Consider the following 16,590-nt stretch of genomic DNA (forward strand, 5'->3'; position numbering starts at 1 on the left):
GTGGCAGACGACCAGCGCGCCCGCCTTTGGCGGGCGCGATTGCGTTTTGGGGCAACTTTGCGCGCGGATCCGAGACTCACGCGCGCTCTGAGTTGATCAATTGCCGCCCAAAAGCCGCAACAGCTGCTCTTTGGCTTCCTGTTCAATCCGGTTTTTCAGCACGTCATTCAGATCCTGCTCTGGGGCAACTTCCGTATCCAGCTCCTCTGCGATCTTCTCGCGTAGCTGTTCTTTGGCCTCTTCCTTGATCTCGGTCTCAACGGCCTCCAGACGCGGACGCAGTGCCCCTTCCAGATCGGGGCGAATTTTCGGATCCGCCCAGGGGCCTGTGACTTTGACAGGGATCGTCAGGACTGTGTCACCATCGCCCAGCGTCGGTTTGAACGTGTAATCAAGCGCTTGCGCGCCCAGCATAATCTGACCGGCGCCGGTGACCTCGGCCCCTTTTATCTGCGCCAAAAGATCGCTGTTTTGCACAATACCATCCGCGATGGCAAAGCTGGCCGACAGGCTGTCAAACACCGTGCTGCCGCCATTGCCGCCGCCGGACCGCATCAAGGCCTCAAGGTCGAAACCGGTATAGAAGCCTTTGCCAACTTCGAACCACCCTTGCCCGGACAATGAATGTATGATCGCGTCCACGGAATTGCCGACGCCAAGGAATTTGACCTCTCCCAACAGCGCGCCGTTCATATTGTCGAACCCGGCCATTTGCCCCAGCGCTTGTTCCAGGCGGACACCGTCAAAGGACACTGAGCCACCAACCGACAGGCCACTGCGGTTGTTCGCCACCAGCTCTCCCGTGATCGTTCCACCAAAAGCGCGCATTGGCTGCATATCCAGCACAGCGCGAGACCGGTCGATCGTGACGGTCAACGCCGAAGCCCCAAGCGTCAGATCCCCGGCAGAGAGGCTGTCAAACCGTAGCCCGACCTGCGCATCCAACAGACCAAGCGCGCTGGCATCCAAATCCTCCTTTGGCCAGGTCGAAGCCGTGTCCCCGGACTGCGCTGCTGTCCCGGTATCAGAAGGCAGGGTCAGCGCATCTGCCGTCAACTGAGCCGTCAGTTTTGGACGTTCGCCAGCCGTGTTCAGATCCAAAGCGCCACGCAGCTGATTGGTGCCAAGACCTGCAGTCATGTCCCGCAGGCTCAGCTGGCCTTCGCTTGTATAGGTCATGTCCGCCGCCAGCAGCGCGTTTGGACCCAGCCCGGCAGGAAGGGTTATGTCTTGTCCGACAGCGGCCAGCACAGCGTTGAGATCGGAGGCTTCAGCGGTCATCCGACCTTGTGCAGCGCCAGTCAGATCCGCATTCCCATCAAATCGCGCCATGCCGCCTGGCGTCTCGATCGTCATGCCGACCGAGGCCACCATCCCATCAAGGAACTGTGCAAAGGTGCCGACCTCCCCCCGCATCCGGATCGGCGCGCCCGCGGGGCGCAGGGTCAGGTCGATATGGGCGGTGCCGTTTGGATCTGGCCAATCGGCCATCAGGTCGATCTGGGTCATCTCAACAGTGTCACCGCCAAAGGGCGCATATCGCATGCTGGCTCCTGTGAGGGCGATCCGCTCGACCGAAAATCCACGGTCTGTTTCGGTTTCAGGCCCAGAGGCTTCATCGGCAGATGCAGTCTGCAAAACCCAGTTGCCGAGCCCATCGGCGCGCGTGCTGAGGTTCAGATGCGGCAAGATCGCAGACAGTTCAGTCACACGCACATCACCGCGCAACAGATCCGCCGCAGCAAGGCCAATTGTCAGACGTTCAGCCCGCAGCATGGGTTCTGCGCCAGCCCATTCGGCATTGGACAGGGTCACCCCATCCGCTTTCATTCCAAGGATCGGCCAGAAGGTAAATCGCACCGGCCCCGCAAAGGTCAGCTTGCGCCCTGTTTGCCGCTCCAACTGATCGGCGGCCAGATTTGCAACCTTCTCTCCAGGAAGCAAAAGCACCACGCCCAAAAGCAAGGCCACTGCTACCAAAACTGCCGAAATTACGCGAATGATCAACCGCATAGGGACCTCCTGCCACCTGTTGGGCCCAGCTTAGAAAGGGGGGCGGTGCAAGGCAATAACAGAGCGGTGATAAGACCCAAACAGAGCAAAAGAAAACGCCCCCCAATGCGGGAGGCGTTCTGCGTTCTTCTTACGCTGAGGCGCGGGTGACTTACCCTTGCAGGCTTTTGACTTCCAGATCGTCTTCGGCCTGGGCCTGGATCGCACGCGCCGCAGCATGGGCACCGGCGGCGGTGGTGAAATACGGGATCTTGCCATAAAGCGCGACCGACCGCATTTCCTTGCTGTCCTCAACCGCCTGCGCACCTTCGGTGGTATTCATCAACAGCTGCACCTTGCCATCTTTGATCATGTCGACCACATGGGGGCGGCCCTCATAGACTTTGTTGACAACCGCACAAGGCACACCCTGACCGTCCAGCCAGGATTGGGTGCCGCGTGTGGCCACCAGGTCAAAGCCCTGTGCCACAAGGATCTGCGCGGCCTCAATCATTTGCGGGGTTTTATCCGCGTCCTTGATAGTGATGAAGGCTGTGCCAGACGAGGGCAGCACCATGCCTGCGCCCAGCTGCGCCTTGAGGAAGGCGCGGGCAAAGGAGCGATCCCAGCCCATCACTTCACCGGTCGAGCGCATCTCGGGGCCGAGGATGGTGTCAACACCAGGGAAACGGGCAAAGGGCATAACGGCTTCTTTGACCGAGAACCACGGCATATCCGGGTCCGCCAGGCTCATCGGGTCGGCCATCGGAGTGTTCACGTCATAGCCCGCATCCGGCGCATAAGGCGCACGTTCCGGGAAGTTCGACAGCGGCTCACCCGCCATCAGGCGCGCCGCAATCGACGCAATCGCGCTGTCGGTTGCCTTGGCCACAAAGGGCACGGTGCGCGACGCGCGTGGGTTCACTTCGATCAGATAGATCTCATCATCTTTGATCGCGAACTGGACGTTCATCAGACCCACCACATTCAGTGCCCGAGCCAGTTTAAAGGCCTGGTCCTTGATCTCGGCGATCAGCTCTTTGGACAGGGAATAAGGCGGCAGCGAACAGGCGGAGTCACCTGAGTGTACACCTGCCTCTTCGATGTGTTGCATGATGCCTGCAACATGCACGGCTTCGCCGTCACACAGCGCGTCCACATCCAGTTCAACCGCACCAGACAGATAGCTGTCCAGCAGCACAGGGCTGTCGCCAGAAACCACAACCGCCTCGGCAATATAGCGTTTCAACTGGTCCATATCGCGTACGATTTCCATCGCGCGCCCACCCAGAACATAAGACGGGCGGATCACCAGCGGGAAGCCGATTTCTTCCGCGATTTCCAATGCTTGTGCGTCGGTGGAGGCGATACCGTTTTTCGGCTGCTTCAAGCCGAGCTCATTGACCAGCGCCTGGAAGCGCTCGCGGTCTTCGGCCAGGTCGATCGCATCCGGGCTGGTACCGAGGATCGGGATACCTTCGCTTTCCAGCGCATTGGCCAGCTTCAGCGGGGTCTGGCCACCGAACTGAACGATCACACCGTGTAGGGTGCCGTTTTCCAGCTCGACACGAAGGATTTCCATCACGTGTTCAAAGGTCAGCGGCTCGAAATACAGACGGTCCGAGGTGTCATAGTCGGTCGACACGGTCTCGGGGTTGCAGTTGATCATGATGGTCTCATAACCAGCATCCGCCAGCGCGAAACAGGCGTGACAGCAGCAGTAATCAAATTCGATCCCCTGCCCGATCCGGTTTGGACCGCCGCCCAGAACAACAACCTTCTTACGCTCAGAGGGGCGTGCCTCGCACTCGACCTCTCCCATCATAGGCGCTTCATAGGTGGAGTACATGTAAGGCGTCTGCGCCTCAAACTCAGCCGCGCAGGTGTCGATGCGTTTGAACACAGCTTTAACGCCCAGGTTCAGACGCGCACGGCGTACGTTGTCCTCGTCCCGGCCGGTCAGCGCACCAAGGCGCGCATCGGTGAAGCCGAGCATCTTGACAGCACGCAGCTCGTCTTCGCGCACCGGCAAGCCGTTTTTACGGATGTCGCGTTCGGCATCGATGATCTCGCGGATCCGGGCCAGGAACCACGGATCAAAGCTGGTGACGCCTTGGATCTCATCATCGGATAGGCCGTGACGCATCGCTTGGGCAATGGTACGCAGGCGATCAGGTGTTTGCTTGCTGATGGCTTTGACCACGGCCGCCTTGTCGTCAGCGGTCGCATCTTCCCACAGACCCACGGAAACACCTGGGATCTCAACCTCGTCAAAGCCGGTCAGGCCCGATTCCATCGATGCCAGCGCTTTTTGCATCGACTCATGGATGGTACGGCCAATGGACATGGCTTCACCCACCGATTTCATCGCCGTGGTCAGATAGGGTTCAGAGCCCGGGAATTTCTCAAACGCGAATTTTGGGATCTTGGTGACAACATAGTCGATCGAAGGCTCAAACGAGGCAGGCGTCACCTTGGTGATGTCATTGTCCAGCTCATCCAGCGTGTAACCAACAGCCAGTTTTGCGGCGATCTTGGCAATCGGGAAACCGGTCGCCTTGGACGCCAGCGCAGAAGACCGCGACACGCGCGGGTTCATCTCGATCACAACCATACGGCCGTCTTTTGGGTTCACCGCCCATTGCACATTGGAACCGCCGGTCTCAACACCGATCTCACGCAGAACCGCAATCGAGGCGGAGCGCATCATCTGGTATTCTTTGTCGGTCAGCGTCAGCGCAGGTGCCACGGTGATCGAGTCACCCGTGTGCACGCCCATCGGATCGACGTTTTCAATGGAACAGACGATGATCGCGTTGTCCGCTTTGTCGCGAACCACTTCCATCTCGTATTCTTTCCAGCCCAAGAGGCTTTCATCCACCAGAATCTGGTTCACGGGCGATGCATCCATGCCCGAGCGGCAGTAATGGATATAGTCTTCGCGGTTGTAAGCCACGCCACCGCCGGTGCCACCCAGGGTAAATGCCGGGCGGATAATTGCAGGAAGACCAATGTCATCCAGCGCGTCCAGCGCGATTTGCACACCTGCTTCCAAATCAGCGTCACCGCCGTCGGTTGTCGGTGCGGTCACGATTGTGGCGCGCGGGTTTTCAAGGCCAAGACGGTCCATGGCTTCGCGGAACAGCTTGCGGTCTTCGGCCATCTCAATGGCGTCGCGCTTGGCGCCGATCATCTCAACACCGAATTTCTCCAGCACACCCATCTCTTCCAGAGCCAGCGAGGTGTTCAGACCGGTCTGCCCGCCCATGGTCGGCAAAAGCGCATCGGGGCGCTCTTTCTCGATGATCTTGGCGACGACCTCGGGTGTGATCGGTTCAATATAGGTCGCATCCGCCAGACCCGGATCGGTCATAATGGTCGCTGGGTTCGAGTTCACCAGTACAACCCGATACCCTTCTTCGCGCAGGGCTTTACAGGCCTGAGCCCCGGAATAGTCGAATTCGCAGGCCTGACCAATCACAATGGGGCCTGCCCCGATGATCATGATCGACTGGATGTCCGTTCTCTTTGGCATTGCCTATAACCCTTCGATGTTCCGCGCGCTGATATACGAGTCGGACGCAGCACCATGCGCCCAAATTGTCCTGCGTTATAGGGGTCGGCGCGAAAGGTTCAAGGGGGGGCGTGCGGTTTCTTCACGGTAGGGTACAGTATCGTTTTGAGCAAAGGGTGCGTCGCATTCTTTGCCTTTTCCCGCCGCGCAATTCACTATATCGGCTTCTCAATGAGAAAGCGTTGCGACATGAAACTGCGGTTTGACAGCGGACCATTGGGCCAAGGCAGCCTCTTTGAGGCGCCAAGGGACGTGTTCTGTGCCTGGTCCCCGGATGAAGTATGGGATGTCTTGGCCGCACTGGACCACGCCCGACAAGCCGGGAAATGGGTTGCCGGGTATGCAAGCTATGAGCTGGGCTATGTGCTGGAGCCAAAGCTCGGCCGCCGCCTGCCTCCCAAGCGCGCGCTGCCGCTGTTGCGCTTTGGTGCATATGACGCTCCGCGCGCGCCTGCGCCCTTACCGTCTGCCGCCCCGGCCATGTCGCCGCTGATGCCGCGCTGGGACCAGGACCGTTACACGCAGGCGTTCTCCGTGGTGAAAGACATGATCGGGCGCGGCGATATCTATCAGGCCAATCTAACATTCCCCATCGATTGCACCGCCCCAGAAGATGCATCGGCCATCTACGGCGCATTGGTCGCACAACAGCCTGTACATCACGGGGTTCTGGTCGAGCAGGCGGAACTGCCCACGCTTCTGTCCCGCTCACCTGAGTTATTTTTCAAAACCTTCGCAGATGGGCGCATCCAGACCCGTCCCATGAAAGGCACGCAACCCCGCAGCGCAGATGATCAGGAAGACGCGCGGCGCAAGGCATTCTTGACGGCCGACGAAAAGAACCGCGCCGAAAACCTGATGATCGTCGACCTTCTGCGCAATGACATTTCGCGCGTTGCGCAACCGGGAACTGTCTCTGTCCCAGAATTGTTCCATGTCGAAAGCTACGCAACCGTCCACCAGATGGTTTCAACGGTTGAAGCCCAATTGCAACCTGGCGTGGGCCTTCGCGACATCTTTGCCGCCTTGTACCCTTGCGGATCGATCACGGGCGCGCCAAAGATCCGCGCGATGGAGGTTCTGGCGGAACTGGAACCCTGGCCGCGCGAAATTTATTGTGGGACCATTGGCTGGGCCGCCCCCGATGGCCGGTCCGAGTTCAACGTCGCCATCCGCACCCTGATGATGAACGAAGGGCGCGCCACCTTGAACGTTGGCGGCGGCGTGGTCTGGGACAGCACCGCCGCATCGGAATATGAGGAAGCCCTATGGAAAGCCCGCTTCGCGGACCTAAGCACCACATCCCGGACCCAGAATTCCAACTGATCGAAACCTTTGGGTTTTATCCAGACACAGGCGTGCCCCATCCCCATTTGCACATGGCACGGCTGGCCAATTCCGCGCGTCATTTTGGGATCACCTTTGATCCACAGGGCTTCACAACCCTCTTGGCGGAGCTGACTTCAGAAACACCCCTCAGATGCAGAATGACCTTGGCACAAGACGGCACACTGTCGATGACAACGGCAAGCTTGCCGGAATCGGCAGCTGTTTGGACTTTTACAATTGCCGAAACACGGCTTTCCTCCGGCGATCCATACTTGCGCCATAAGACAACACGGCGCGCCCTATACGACCAATACCGGCGTGATTTGCCAGACAGCGTGGATGAGGTGCTTTTCTTGAACGAAAAAGAGGAGCTTTGTGAAGGCACGATCACAAATCTTTTGATCGAAACTCCGGCGGGTGACTGGCTGACGCCTCCCCTTGCATCGGGATGTCTGCCGGGGATTGGCCGTCAAAAGCTGCTGGACATGCAGAACGTCACCGAACGGGTTTTGCATCTTGCGGATCTGCGCACCGCCCGACGCGTCCGTTTTGTGAATGCCCTGCGCGGAGAAATTCCGGCCCAATGGTCTGCGGAATGTCACATGCAAAATTCATAACGGGTTAAACCACAAGGCTCTCGTGGTCCCGACCTGCAGACACCCTCAGCCAGATTGCGCAACCGCGCCGCGCCCAAAGGGGGCGGCGCCCGGCCCAAGGCTGCGGACCGCAGTGCATCGCACTGGGGCGCAAAGACGCGGGAGCGCTGCGCCTTTCAAAACCGAATAGGTTAGCCAAATAGGTTGGAGGACCAAGCTGAGGGATCAAACAAACCGTTACGGAATTTTACGTTTTGTCATGCGACATTACCTCTAAAATGGAATATCTCAACCCCACATGTAAAACTTCATTGTCCAAGGCCTCGATCCAAGCTCCATGACCATCAAACAACGCCTGCGGCTTGAATTTGCCTTGTTTTATCTGGTGTCTCCGGCCCTCATCGCCCTGTTTCTGCCCCCAACACAGATGTTTCCGGCGCTGTTTGCCTTTACCGGTCTTGGCCTGCTGCTTCTGGCGCTTACCCCCCGCTTTCACTGGTCGCGTCTCCTGGATGGAGCCCGCAGTTGGCAGCTCCGTGAGTTCCTTGCCTTCACCTTTTTTTGCCTCACAAGCTTCACGGCGCTCATCTATCTGCTGCGTCCAGAATCCGCATTTCTGCTGGTACGCGAACGCCCCGAGCTGTTGGGGATGATCTGGCTGTTTTACCCGCTGGTCTCCGCCCTCCCCCAAGAGTTGTTGTTCCGGGTGCTGTTCTTTCGGCGCTATCGGGCCATCCTGCCCCGTGGCGCGCAGGCAAATCTGCTGAACGCGGCCGTCTTCTCCCTTGCGCATTTGATGTATTGGAGCTGGGTGGTCGCCCTGATCACTTTTGCAGGCAGTTTTGTCTTCTCTCATGCCTATCGTGTGCGGGGCTCTTTCTTTTATACGGTGTTGTTGCACGCCATTGCCGGGAACCTTCTTTTTACGGTTGGAATGGGTGCCTATTTCTATTCCGGCAATGTTGTTCGACCTTTTTGAGGCGAATGCGCTCTGCGGGCTGTGCACTCCCTTGACTTTACCGCTCAGGCACGCTTTCTCACCGCGACCATAGATGCCGTCCAAAGGGATGATGACCATGCACGCATATCGCAGCCACACCTGCGCCGACCTGAACAAATCCCATGTGGGAGAAACCGTCCGTCTGGCGGGCTGGGTCCACCGGATCCGAGATCACGGCGGGGTTCTGTTTGTCGATTTGCGCGACCATTATGGCATGACCCAGGTTCTGTGTGACCCGGATAGCCCGGTGTTCAGCCAGATGGAAAAAGTTCGTTCCGAATGGTGTATCCGTATCGACGGAAACGTGAAGGCGCGCGAAGAGAGCCTGGTAAACGCCAAGATCCCGACGGGTGAGATCGAAGTTTTTGTGCGCGACCTTGAGGTTCTGGGTCAATCCGAAGAACTGCCCTTGATGGTGTTTGGCGATCAGGAATACCCGGAAGAGACACGCCTGCGCTATCGCTACCTCGACCTGCGTCGCGAGAAGATGCAGAACAACATGGTGCTGCGCTCCAATATGATCCAGTCGATCCGCAAGCGCATGTGGGACAAGGGCTTCAACGAATACCAGACCCCGATCATCACCGCATCCAGCCCCGAAGGTGCGCGTGACTTCCTCGTGCCCTCCCGTCTGCATCCGGGCAAATTCTACGCCCTGCCCCAGGCCCCCCAGCAGTTCAAACAGCTGATGATGGTATCGGGCTTTGACAAATACTTCCAGATCGCGCCTTGTTTCCGCGATGAGGACCCGCGCGCCGACCGATCGCCGACCGATTTCTACCAGCTCGACATAGAAATGTCCTTTGTCACCCAGCAGGATGTCTTTGACACTATCGCTCCGGTGATTGCAGGCGTGTTTGAAGAGTTCGGCAAAGGCCGCAAGGTCGACGCCGCCGAGGATTGGCCGCAGATCTCCTACAAGGATGCTGCCAAATGGTATGGCTCTGACAAACCCGACCTGCGCAACCCGATCAAGATGCAGGATTGCTCCGAACATTTCCGCGGCTCCGGTTTTGCGATCTTTGCCAAACTGCTGGAGCAAGACGGCACCGAAGTGCGCGCCATCCCAGCGCCCAAAGGTGGAAGCCGCAAGTTCTGCGACCGTATGAACAAATTCGCCCAACAAGAAGGCCTGCCCGGCATGGGCTATATCTTCTGGCGCGACCAAGGCAACGGCATGGAAGCGGCAGGCCCGCTGGCAAAAAACATCGGCCCCGAGCGGACCGAAGCAATCCGCCAGCAGCTGGGACTTGAGGTCGGTGATGCGGCGTTCTTCCTGGGCGGCAAACCTAAAGCGTTTGAAGCCATCGCAGGCCGCGCCCGTAACGTTATCTGGGAAGAAACGCCCAAAGCACCGGAAGACGAAAACTGGCGCGACCGCTTTGCCTTTGCCTGGATCGTGGATTTCCCGATCTACGAGAAGGACGAGGAAACCGGCAAGATCGACTTTGAACACAACCCATTCTCCATGCCCCAAGGTGGTATGGATGCGCTGAACGGCGATCCGCTGGACGTGCGCGGCAACCAGTATGACCTGGCCTGTAACGGTTACGAGCTGGTGTCCGGCGCAATCCGGAACCACCGCCCGGAAATCATGTTCAAAGCCTTTGAAATCGCAGGCTACGGCAAAGACGAAGTTGAAAAACGCTTTGGCGGCATGGTCAACGCCTTCCAATACGGCGCCCCACCCCACGGTGGTTGTGCGGCAGGTATCGACCGGATGGTGATGCTGCTGGCAGATGAGGCCAACATCCGCGAGGTCATCATGTTCCCGATGAACCAACGCGCCGAAGACCTGATGATGTCCGCGCCAAGCGAGCCGCTGGCAGAACAACTGATGGAATTGAACCTCCGCGTGATCCCGCAGGATCAATAAAGCCGGATTTTGATGCCTGTGAAACGACAAGGGCCGCCCATTGGGCGGCCTTACTTGTTGTAACTCAAAGGTCGCGTCGCTCGGTCCGCATGAGGCTTCGTCATTACGCCTACGGGTCCTGCGCTAACGCCGCAACGGCACCCGTGTCATTTTCCTGCCCCGCCGCAATTCACGCGAAAACGCAACAGCCTGGGCAGACAAGGCAATGCCCAAGGTCGCAAATACCACCAAAAACACCTCGACCATGATCAGATCGCGACCCGTTTTTCCAAGCGATCTTGAACCAAGCCGGCCATGGCCGCGGTGGCCGCACCTAGGGGCTGACCCGCGGCCCGCGCTGTCACAACACCTTGCGCAGCGTCTGCCAACGGCCCATCGCCGATGCTGCGTGCAACACCGCCAACAAACTGTGCCACATAATCCAGGTTCTTGGCATCTTCGCCTTCGCTCAGAATGTCTGCCGCATGCGCCAGATCATCCTGGAAGGCCAGCATATCGGGCTCAATCGCTTCGTCAGACAAGGCGGCAGGGCGACGTTGTTGCCAATCCGCAGGCAAGTATTTCAGAACCGCGCCCTGAAATTCACCCAGGGTCGAAATCGGTTTTTGCAGGAAACCATCCGCGCCGGCATCTATCGCCTCTTGCTCGCGACCCAGATCGCCCGAGGTGCCAAGAACAACACCCACGCGCGGGTTGGAGTTGGCGCATTCAGCAATCAGTTCCGTGCCACTGCCATCCGGCAGACCCAGATCGATGATCACCGCAGAGGGTCGATAGGCCTGCAGGTGGCGGCGTGCAGACTTCAGGCAGTCCGCTCTCCGGATCCGCGCCCCGCTTCGCAAACACATCAGGCGCATCGCTTCGCAGGCAAATCGGCTGTCTTCCACAACCAAAACGGTCAAACCCAGCAGCGGCCGACGTGCGGTCGGCAGGCGTTGGGCGGCGGCAAAGAGTTCCAAATCTTCCATAGCTTTACATGCTCCAGGTCGAATGTGTTCCGAATCGAGGCTAGGGAAACGAGGCTAATTAGAAGTTAACCGCCGCTCTATTTTCACGTTTGGTTACCATCTTTGGCGCATGAGCTTTGTGTCGCACTTGTTTTGCTGCGATGCGGCGCGCATAAACAGGCCACTTAAAACGACAGGTGGAGGATAAAATGATTGGACGATTGAACCACGTGGCCATTGCGGTTCCGGATTTGGAAGCCGCTGCAGATCAATACCGCAACGCGCTGGGAGCCAATGTGGGCGCGCCACAGGACGAACCCGATCACGGGGTGACGGTGATCTTTATTGAACTGCCCAACACCAAGATCGAGCTGTTGTACCCGCTGGGTGAAAACTCTCCGATCAATGGGTTCCTTGAGAAAAACCCAGCCGGTGGCATTCATCACGTTTGCTATGAAGTCGAAGATATTCTGGCCGCGCGGGACCACCTGAAAGAGCAAGGCGCGCGGGTGCTGGGCTCGGGAGAACCCAAGATCGGCGCCCATGGCAAACCGGTTTTGTTTCTGCACCCAAAAGACTTTAACGGCTGTCTGGTTGAGCTGGAAGAAGTGTGACAGGATGTAATCGCCGCCTTGGCCGCCGGGCATATCCCGACGCAGGGCGGCTTTGCTTGTGCTTATGGAGGGTAAAATGGGAATAACATCCGGTCTGGTTCTTTATGCGGTGATCTGGTTCATGACCTTCTTGATCGTCCTGCCGATCCGGGTGGTGACCCAAGGGGATCGTGGCGAAATCGTTCCCGGCACCCATGCAGGCGCACCTGAGCAGCACCACTTGAAGGCGAAAGCGTTGATTACCACCGGCGTCGCAGCCCTGTTGTGGGCCATCATCGCCGGGATCATCCTGTCCGGGGTGATCACAGTAAATGACTTTGACTGGTTCGACCGGCTGCCCGATCCACAGTAAGCATCAGGCTGCTGAATTCACCGTTTTTATGGGGAATTTTGTGTTTTGGGGTGGCGGCCCTGCTGGAGAAGGGCCGCCGTGCGAGTGTGAGGGCGCTGGGAATGAGCGCAAATCGCGCCCTCGCATCGTCAGGCTATGGCCTGTTTCTCCGGTTTGCCTAGTAAAACCGCTAATAAACGGAAAAACTTGTGGCCAGATGCCCGGTATATGTGCATTTCCCTGCTACAGGCCTGTTTTCAACGCCAAACGTCAGAGCCCTTTGACAGGTCAAACCGTGGCGACCCTGCTGTTCAAACGGTGAAAGATATGGGTAAAGGTCGCGGCTCCTAGAATGGGCACAAACAGGTTGACCAATGGCACCGACAGCGGAATGGCCATCAGCCCGCCAGCCAGCCAAACTGTTCCCGCATGCTGAGCGCGTAAGGCGCGCGCGGCCTCCATTCCGATCCGGCGTGCCGCCACCAAGGTGAAATATTCCCGCCCCAGCAAAAAGCCATTCAGACCCCAAAAGATAAACGGTGCAGCCGGTGCAAAAATCAGATACAGCACCAAGGCCAGAATATTTGCCAGGATCAACACGCCCAGGAAATTCACGGTATCCTTCAGAGCCGTCAGAAACGGCACGGAAGCTGCGGCTGGCAAATGCGGGTAATGGCGATCCTCCACCGCTTGGGCCACATCCTCAAGAAACATGGAGGTGATGGCCGATGCAACGGGCACCATCAACACAGTCGACAACAGCAGCATCAAAACGATCGAGCCCCAGGACACAAGATCATCCACCCAGGCCACCTGCCCGATCAGCGGCAAGGTTGTTTCGGCTCCGACCAAACTGTTGATGCCTGCATAGACCAGCGCATAAGCACCAAACAGCAACGCAATCGTCAGCCCGATGCCTTTGAACAGCACATGGCGAAACCGCGGATCCCCGCATTGGGCAAGTGCTTTGAAAAACGAGTCAATAATCATCGTGGGGCCCTGAAACTGGTTACTCTGACACCCAGGTCGTGATCTCGGCAAGATCTGGACGCGGGCGTTCCGGCGGGCGCGGACCTTCGGTGGCGATGTGGACGATACCGGCAATCCGCTCATTGTCTTTGAGGTCAAAAGCCATCTCGCCAAAGGTGCGATCATGGCTGGCCCAGCCCGACAACCAATTGGCGCCCCACCCAGATGCAAGCGCTGCATTCAAAAGCGACAGACACGCCGCACCTGCGGCATAGGTCTGTTCGATGGCTGGGATTTTTGGAGAGGGCGTTTGAACCTCGACAACCACAACGGCCAGATGGCCCAGATCAAACTGGCTGCGTCCTTTGGCGATATCTTCCTCAGACTTGCCCAGCCGCTGCCCCGTCTCGACAGTCAAATCGGCCAGACGCGCCATGGCTGGCTGCTCCACCACAATGAACCGCCAGGGCACCAGCATGCCGTGATCCGGTGTCCGCGCTGCCGCTGTCAGGATCGGCTCCAATTCAGCCCGTGTGGGCGCAGGCGCTACCAAAGTCTTGGCCGGGCGCGAACGTCGCGACAAAAGGAATTCAAGTGCGGCGTCATTGCGTAAGCTCATATGTGAAACCTCTTTACATGGGCGCTTTTTATGTCTGATGTCCCACAGGGAAATTCAAGGGAAAAGCGTGGATAAACCGATTGCAGCCGGGTTGCTGCCTGCCCAAGCCAGGTGATTTAAACAAAGTGACCCCAATCGCACCCGTACTGAACGATAGGCATTACATGGGAAGACCCAAGAAAAAAGACCTGCCAGATCTGAGCCATCTGGCCGCACCCGGACAAGACCTGCCGGTTCGTGTCACCCCAAAAGCCGGACGCAACACCGTAACCGTTGTGGGGGACCTGTTAAAGGTGGCCGTGACGGCCGCTCCAGAAAACGGCAAAGCCAATGATGCAGTGCGCGACATTCTGGCCACGGCTCTGGGGTTGGCCCCCTCTCGCTTGGACTTGATCCGGGGCGCAACCTCCCGAGATAAGCTGTTTCGCGTCACCTCAGACTAGTGCACAGGGCTTATGTCTCACTGTCTTCGCCCACCAGCCTGTAAATCCCCTCGGGCAGGTCCAGGGCCGCGGCCAAATCTCTGACCTGTGCGTGGCTCAAGGTCAGGCGCAGCGTCTTGTCTGTTGTTGGATCGAATTGTTCAACTGTGACGCATTCCGAGAACGCATTCACAATCACGTCTTCCTGCAAGTGGGCTGCGCCCTCATCCACCAGGGTGATTACAGTGGAGTCAAATTCATGCTCTATGGTAAACATGGGTCAAGCTTGCCACGCGACCCGTAGCCTTGCAAGGCACAGCAATGTGAAACCTTTCGTCTGCGCGATTGGACTGCGCAAAGATTGATCCCCAGCTCTGTAAAGGGCTATGATCTGTACTAGATAAACAGAACAACTGTTGATTACCAAAAGGAAAACCATGCGTCGGCTAGCAGTGCTTTTCGCTCTTTTGTTCGTTGCGGCCTGTGATGTCCCGGTTGCCACCACCGCAACCGATCCACGCATCCAATCCAGCCGTGCCGTGGGTATGAGCCGCGCTGATTTCGCGGCCGTACAATCCATCGTAGAGCCGACAGCTGAACGGGAATGCCGGAACCGGACAGCTGGTTTGAATTGCGACTTCCTGATCAATATTGATCCCAACCGCAACGCGCCGCCAAATGCGTTTCAGACCCTTGATAAATCCGGTCGGCCACGGATCGTGTTTACGCAGGCGATGCTTGGCCAATTGGCCAACCGGGACGAGCTTGCCTTTGTGATGTCCCATGAAGCGGCGCACCACATTCGCAACCATCTGGCCCGGCAACGGCAAAACGCCATTTCTGGTGCAATCATCCTGGGCGGTCTGGCCACGCTTGCAGGCGGGACCCCTTCGGATATCGCCAATGCGCAGGATCTGGGAGCAACGGTTGGTGCACGCGGCTACTCCAAGGAATTTGAACTGGAAGCCGATGAGCTTGGCACCATCATCACCCACCGTGCGGGCTATCGTCCCAGTGTCGGAGTGCAGTTTTTCTACCGCCTGCCAGATCCGGGTGATCGTTTTCTGGGCACGCATCCGCCCAACCCGGAGCGGATCAATGTGGTTCAATCAACAATTCGCAGGTATGGCCTGAACTGATGGGTCATTCGCAAACGGGTTTTCCCGGTCTGGTGCGATTGGGGGTTATCCTGACGGACCGCGGGTCAAAATATGCTGTCAGTGGCGCGCCGGTCCGATCACGCGATGAGGTGGATCAGGTTCTGGCGGCCCTGAAATCCGACCGCAGCTATGCCAAGGCCACACATAACACCTGGGCGGCGCAGCTTCCAACGGGCGCGCTCAAGGCAGATGACGGCGAAAGCGGCGCTGCCATGGTGATCCTGCGGATGATGGAACGCGAGGGGCTATCGGATCATGTGATCATCGTCACCCGCTGGTATGGCGGCAAAAAGCTGGGTGGCGACCGGTTTCGTCGCGTGCAGGACGCCACCAGAGCGTATTTGAACACGCTTCACGACGGTTAAGCCGCGCAGTTTGGAACGTCGCCCTGGGGCCGCTGGCCCTGCGCCACCGACAGAAACGTCAAATCAGATAATCAAAGGTACATATTTCACGCCAGGATTGATCCAAATCAAAACCCTCATTCCCGATGCGTGTTAGTCACGGTAAACTTACGGACAATGGAGCGTTTGAATGACCGATTTGGTAACGATCAAGAAACATGCGCGCCTGTTTGATCGCATGGGCAAAGCTGTGGGGCTCGACCTTCAGGAAGAAGCGATTGCGGGCAATCTCCAGTTTGATGAAATTGCAGAAGCCGTCTTGCGTTGCACACGTTGCAGCGAACCGGGGGCCTGCCAGCGCTGGCTGAACAAATTTGATGTTGACGGTGACCGTCAGGGCCCCACCAAGGACGCGCGAACCAAAGCCACCCCGCCAGAGTTTTGCCGCAATTCCGATCTGTTTTCCTATCTGCAACAGGCCAGCGAATGACCGGCAGTGCAAAGGCAAAGCCAATTGAACGCCCGCGCGAAGAGAAGGGATTAGGCAACATGTATCGACATATGTGGCTCACACATGAGGTTGCACGATCGGTCGGGGTCGATCTGAGTGCAGCCATGCATGATCGTTCCCTTGACCCGCGTCGGTACTCAGAGATTGTCACCAAATGCCGTGCGTCCGGCTGTGACCGCGCCTGTGCCCTACATCTCTCTACCCTCAAAAACGGGCAACAAGAGCAGGTACAAGATTACTGTGCGAACAAAGACCTGATCGACCGGCTGTCCAAACTGAAAGAACAGCCATAGCGCTGCGCTTAGT

At 57.9% G+C, this 16,590-nt stretch carries 17 protein-coding genes; 11 read left to right on the forward strand and 6 right to left on the reverse strand.

What is annotated here, in order from left to right; genetic code table 11:
* Positions 1–96: 96 nt before the first annotated feature.
* Both GFB49_RS05745 and carB read right to left on the reverse strand, forming a co-directional pair.
* Positions 97–2,013: an AsmA family protein gene (locus GFB49_RS05745; protein ID WP_153214881.1), complete on the reverse strand. Its 1,917-nt coding sequence runs from the start codon at positions 2,011–2,013 to the stop codon at positions 97–99.
* A 151-nt stretch (positions 2,014–2,164) separates the two neighbouring features.
* Complete coding sequence (gene carB, locus GFB49_RS05750; protein WP_153214882.1) at positions 2,165–5,527, reverse strand: carbamoyl-phosphate synthase large subunit; 3,363 nt, start codon at positions 5,525–5,527, stop codon at positions 2,165–2,167.
* Positions 5,528–5,755: 228 nt separating this feature from the next.
* Between carB and GFB49_RS05755 the strand changes: the two genes are divergently transcribed.
* The 4 genes from GFB49_RS05755 to aspS all read left to right on the forward strand — a co-directional run bounded on the left by GFB49_RS05755 (position 5,756) and on the right by aspS (position 10,367).
* Positions 5,756–6,892, forward strand: coding sequence for an aminodeoxychorismate synthase component I (locus GFB49_RS05755; RefSeq protein WP_153214883.1), 1,137 nt, complete (start codon positions 5,756–5,758; stop codon positions 6,890–6,892).
* Positions 6,835–7,512, forward strand: a complete 678-nt coding sequence (locus tag GFB49_RS05760; protein WP_153214884.1) for an aminotransferase class IV family protein — start codon at positions 6,835–6,837, stop codon at positions 7,510–7,512. Before GFB49_RS05755 ends, GFB49_RS05760 begins: the two co-directional genes overlap by 58 nt.
* A gap of 316 nt (positions 7,513–7,828) precedes the next feature.
* Complete coding sequence (locus tag GFB49_RS05765; RefSeq protein WP_153214885.1) at positions 7,829–8,470, forward strand: CPBP family intramembrane glutamic endopeptidase; 642 nt, start codon at positions 7,829–7,831, stop codon at positions 8,468–8,470.
* 97 nt (positions 8,471–8,567) lie between these two features.
* On the forward strand, positions 8,568–10,367 hold the full coding sequence (gene aspS, locus GFB49_RS05770) for an aspartate--tRNA ligase (protein WP_153214886.1): 1,800 nt from the start codon (positions 8,568–8,570) through the stop codon (positions 10,365–10,367).
* 248 nt (positions 10,368–10,615) lie between these two features.
* Here the strand turns inward: aspS and GFB49_RS05775 are convergent, their stop codons facing one another.
* Positions 10,616–11,335, reverse strand: a complete 720-nt coding sequence (locus GFB49_RS05775; RefSeq protein WP_153214887.1) for a response regulator — start codon at positions 11,333–11,335, stop codon at positions 10,616–10,618.
* A gap of 188 nt (positions 11,336–11,523) precedes the next feature.
* On the opposite strand from GFB49_RS05775, the gene mce reads away from it, so the two are divergent.
* Positions 11,524–11,928, forward strand: a complete 405-nt coding sequence (gene mce / locus GFB49_RS05780) for a methylmalonyl-CoA epimerase (RefSeq protein WP_153214888.1) — start codon at positions 11,524–11,526, stop codon at positions 11,926–11,928.
* Between the two features lie 76 nt (positions 11,929–12,004).
* Positions 12,005–12,280 carry a DUF1467 family protein gene (locus tag GFB49_RS05785; RefSeq protein ID WP_153214889.1) on the forward strand — a complete coding sequence of 92 codons (276 nt, stop codon included), beginning with the start codon at positions 12,005–12,007 and terminating at the stop codon, positions 12,278–12,280.
* Between the two features lie 267 nt (positions 12,281–12,547).
* Here the strand turns inward: GFB49_RS05785 and GFB49_RS05790 are convergent, their stop codons facing one another.
* Complete coding sequence (locus GFB49_RS05790) at positions 12,548–13,249, reverse strand: EI24 domain-containing protein (RefSeq protein WP_153214890.1); 702 nt, start codon at positions 13,247–13,249, stop codon at positions 12,548–12,550.
* Positions 13,250–13,268: 19 nt separating this feature from the next.
* Entirely contained in the window at positions 13,269–13,847 is a 579-nt protein-coding gene (locus GFB49_RS05795; protein ID WP_153214891.1) for a nitroreductase family protein, read from the reverse strand.
* Between the two features lie 164 nt (positions 13,848–14,011).
* On the opposite strand from GFB49_RS05795, the gene GFB49_RS05800 reads away from it, so the two are divergent.
* The gene (locus GFB49_RS05800; protein WP_153214892.1) at positions 14,012–14,290 is read left to right on the forward strand and encodes a DUF167 domain-containing protein; all 279 of its coding nucleotides are present in this window, start codon (positions 14,012–14,014) and stop codon (positions 14,288–14,290) included.
* Between the two features lie 10 nt (positions 14,291–14,300).
* Here GFB49_RS05800 and GFB49_RS05805 read toward each other — a convergent pair whose 3' ends face one another.
* Positions 14,301–14,546: a hypothetical protein gene (locus GFB49_RS05805; RefSeq protein WP_153214893.1), complete on the reverse strand. Its 246-nt coding sequence runs from the start codon at positions 14,544–14,546 to the stop codon at positions 14,301–14,303.
* A 160-nt stretch (positions 14,547–14,706) separates the two neighbouring features.
* Between GFB49_RS05805 and GFB49_RS05810 the strand changes: the two genes are divergently transcribed.
* The 4 genes from GFB49_RS05810 to GFB49_RS05825 all read left to right on the forward strand — a co-directional run bounded on the left by GFB49_RS05810 (position 14,707) and on the right by GFB49_RS05825 (position 16,577).
* Positions 14,707–15,408 (forward strand): M48 family metalloprotease, encoded by a 702-nt coding sequence (locus GFB49_RS05810; RefSeq protein ID WP_153214894.1) that lies wholly within the window; start codon positions 14,707–14,709, stop codon positions 15,406–15,408.
* Positions 15,408–15,794: a YigZ family protein gene (locus tag GFB49_RS05815; RefSeq protein ID WP_153214895.1), complete on the forward strand. Its 387-nt coding sequence runs from the start codon at positions 15,408–15,410 to the stop codon at positions 15,792–15,794. Before GFB49_RS05810 ends, GFB49_RS05815 begins: the two co-directional genes overlap by 1 nt.
* Positions 15,795–15,963: 169 nt before the next feature.
* The gene (locus tag GFB49_RS05820; RefSeq protein ID WP_153214896.1) at positions 15,964–16,263 is read left to right on the forward strand and encodes a DUF6455 family protein; all 300 of its coding nucleotides are present in this window, start codon (positions 15,964–15,966) and stop codon (positions 16,261–16,263) included.
* Between the two features lie 59 nt (positions 16,264–16,322).
* Positions 16,323–16,577: a DUF6455 family protein gene (locus GFB49_RS05825; protein WP_153214897.1), complete on the forward strand. Its 255-nt coding sequence runs from the start codon at positions 16,323–16,325 to the stop codon at positions 16,575–16,577.
* The last annotated feature ends 13 nt before the right edge of the window (positions 16,578–16,590 follow it).

The sequence above is a fragment of the Tritonibacter litoralis genome (assembly GCF_009496005.1).
In the GTDB taxonomy this organism is placed as follows: Bacteria; Pseudomonadota; Alphaproteobacteria; order Rhodobacterales; family Rhodobacteraceae; genus Epibacterium; species Epibacterium litoralis.

Excerpts from the sequence above, each read along its gene's own strand:
- GFB49_RS05745 (WP_153214881.1), bottom strand. The coding sequence starts at position 2,013 with ATGCGGTTGATCATTCGCGTAATTTCGGCAGTTTTGGTAGCAGTGGCC.
- carB (WP_153214882.1), bottom strand. The coding sequence starts at position 5,527 with ATGCCAAAGAGAACGGACATCCAGTCGATCATGATCATCGGGGCAGGC.
- GFB49_RS05755 (WP_153214883.1), top strand. The coding sequence starts at position 5,756 with ATGAAACTGCGGTTTGACAGCGGACCATTGGGCCAAGGCAGCCTCTTT.
- GFB49_RS05760 (WP_153214884.1), top strand. The coding sequence starts at position 6,835 with ATGGAAAGCCCGCTTCGCGGACCTAAGCACCACATCCCGGACCCAGAA.
- GFB49_RS05765 (WP_153214885.1), top strand. The coding sequence starts at position 7,829 with ATGACCATCAAACAACGCCTGCGGCTTGAATTTGCCTTGTTTTATCTG.
- aspS (WP_153214886.1), top strand. The coding sequence starts at position 8,568 with ATGCACGCATATCGCAGCCACACCTGCGCCGACCTGAACAAATCCCAT.
- GFB49_RS05775 (WP_153214887.1), bottom strand. The coding sequence starts at position 11,335 with ATGGAAGATTTGGAACTCTTTGCCGCCGCCCAACGCCTGCCGACCGCA.
- mce (WP_153214888.1), top strand. The coding sequence starts at position 11,524 with ATGATTGGACGATTGAACCACGTGGCCATTGCGGTTCCGGATTTGGAA.
- GFB49_RS05785 (WP_153214889.1), top strand. The coding sequence starts at position 12,005 with ATGGGAATAACATCCGGTCTGGTTCTTTATGCGGTGATCTGGTTCATG.
- GFB49_RS05790 (WP_153214890.1), bottom strand. The coding sequence starts at position 13,249 with ATGATTATTGACTCGTTTTTCAAAGCACTTGCCCAATGCGGGGATCCG.
- GFB49_RS05795 (WP_153214891.1), bottom strand. The coding sequence starts at position 13,847 with ATGAGCTTACGCAATGACGCCGCACTTGAATTCCTTTTGTCGCGACGT.
- GFB49_RS05800 (WP_153214892.1), top strand. The coding sequence starts at position 14,012 with ATGGGAAGACCCAAGAAAAAAGACCTGCCAGATCTGAGCCATCTGGCC.
- GFB49_RS05805 (WP_153214893.1), bottom strand. The coding sequence starts at position 14,546 with ATGTTTACCATAGAGCATGAATTTGACTCCACTGTAATCACCCTGGTG.
- GFB49_RS05810 (WP_153214894.1), top strand. The coding sequence starts at position 14,707 with ATGCGTCGGCTAGCAGTGCTTTTCGCTCTTTTGTTCGTTGCGGCCTGT.
- GFB49_RS05815 (WP_153214895.1), top strand. The coding sequence starts at position 15,408 with ATGGGTCATTCGCAAACGGGTTTTCCCGGTCTGGTGCGATTGGGGGTT.
- GFB49_RS05820 (WP_153214896.1), top strand. The coding sequence starts at position 15,964 with ATGACCGATTTGGTAACGATCAAGAAACATGCGCGCCTGTTTGATCGC.
- GFB49_RS05825 (WP_153214897.1), top strand. The coding sequence starts at position 16,323 with ATGTATCGACATATGTGGCTCACACATGAGGTTGCACGATCGGTCGGG.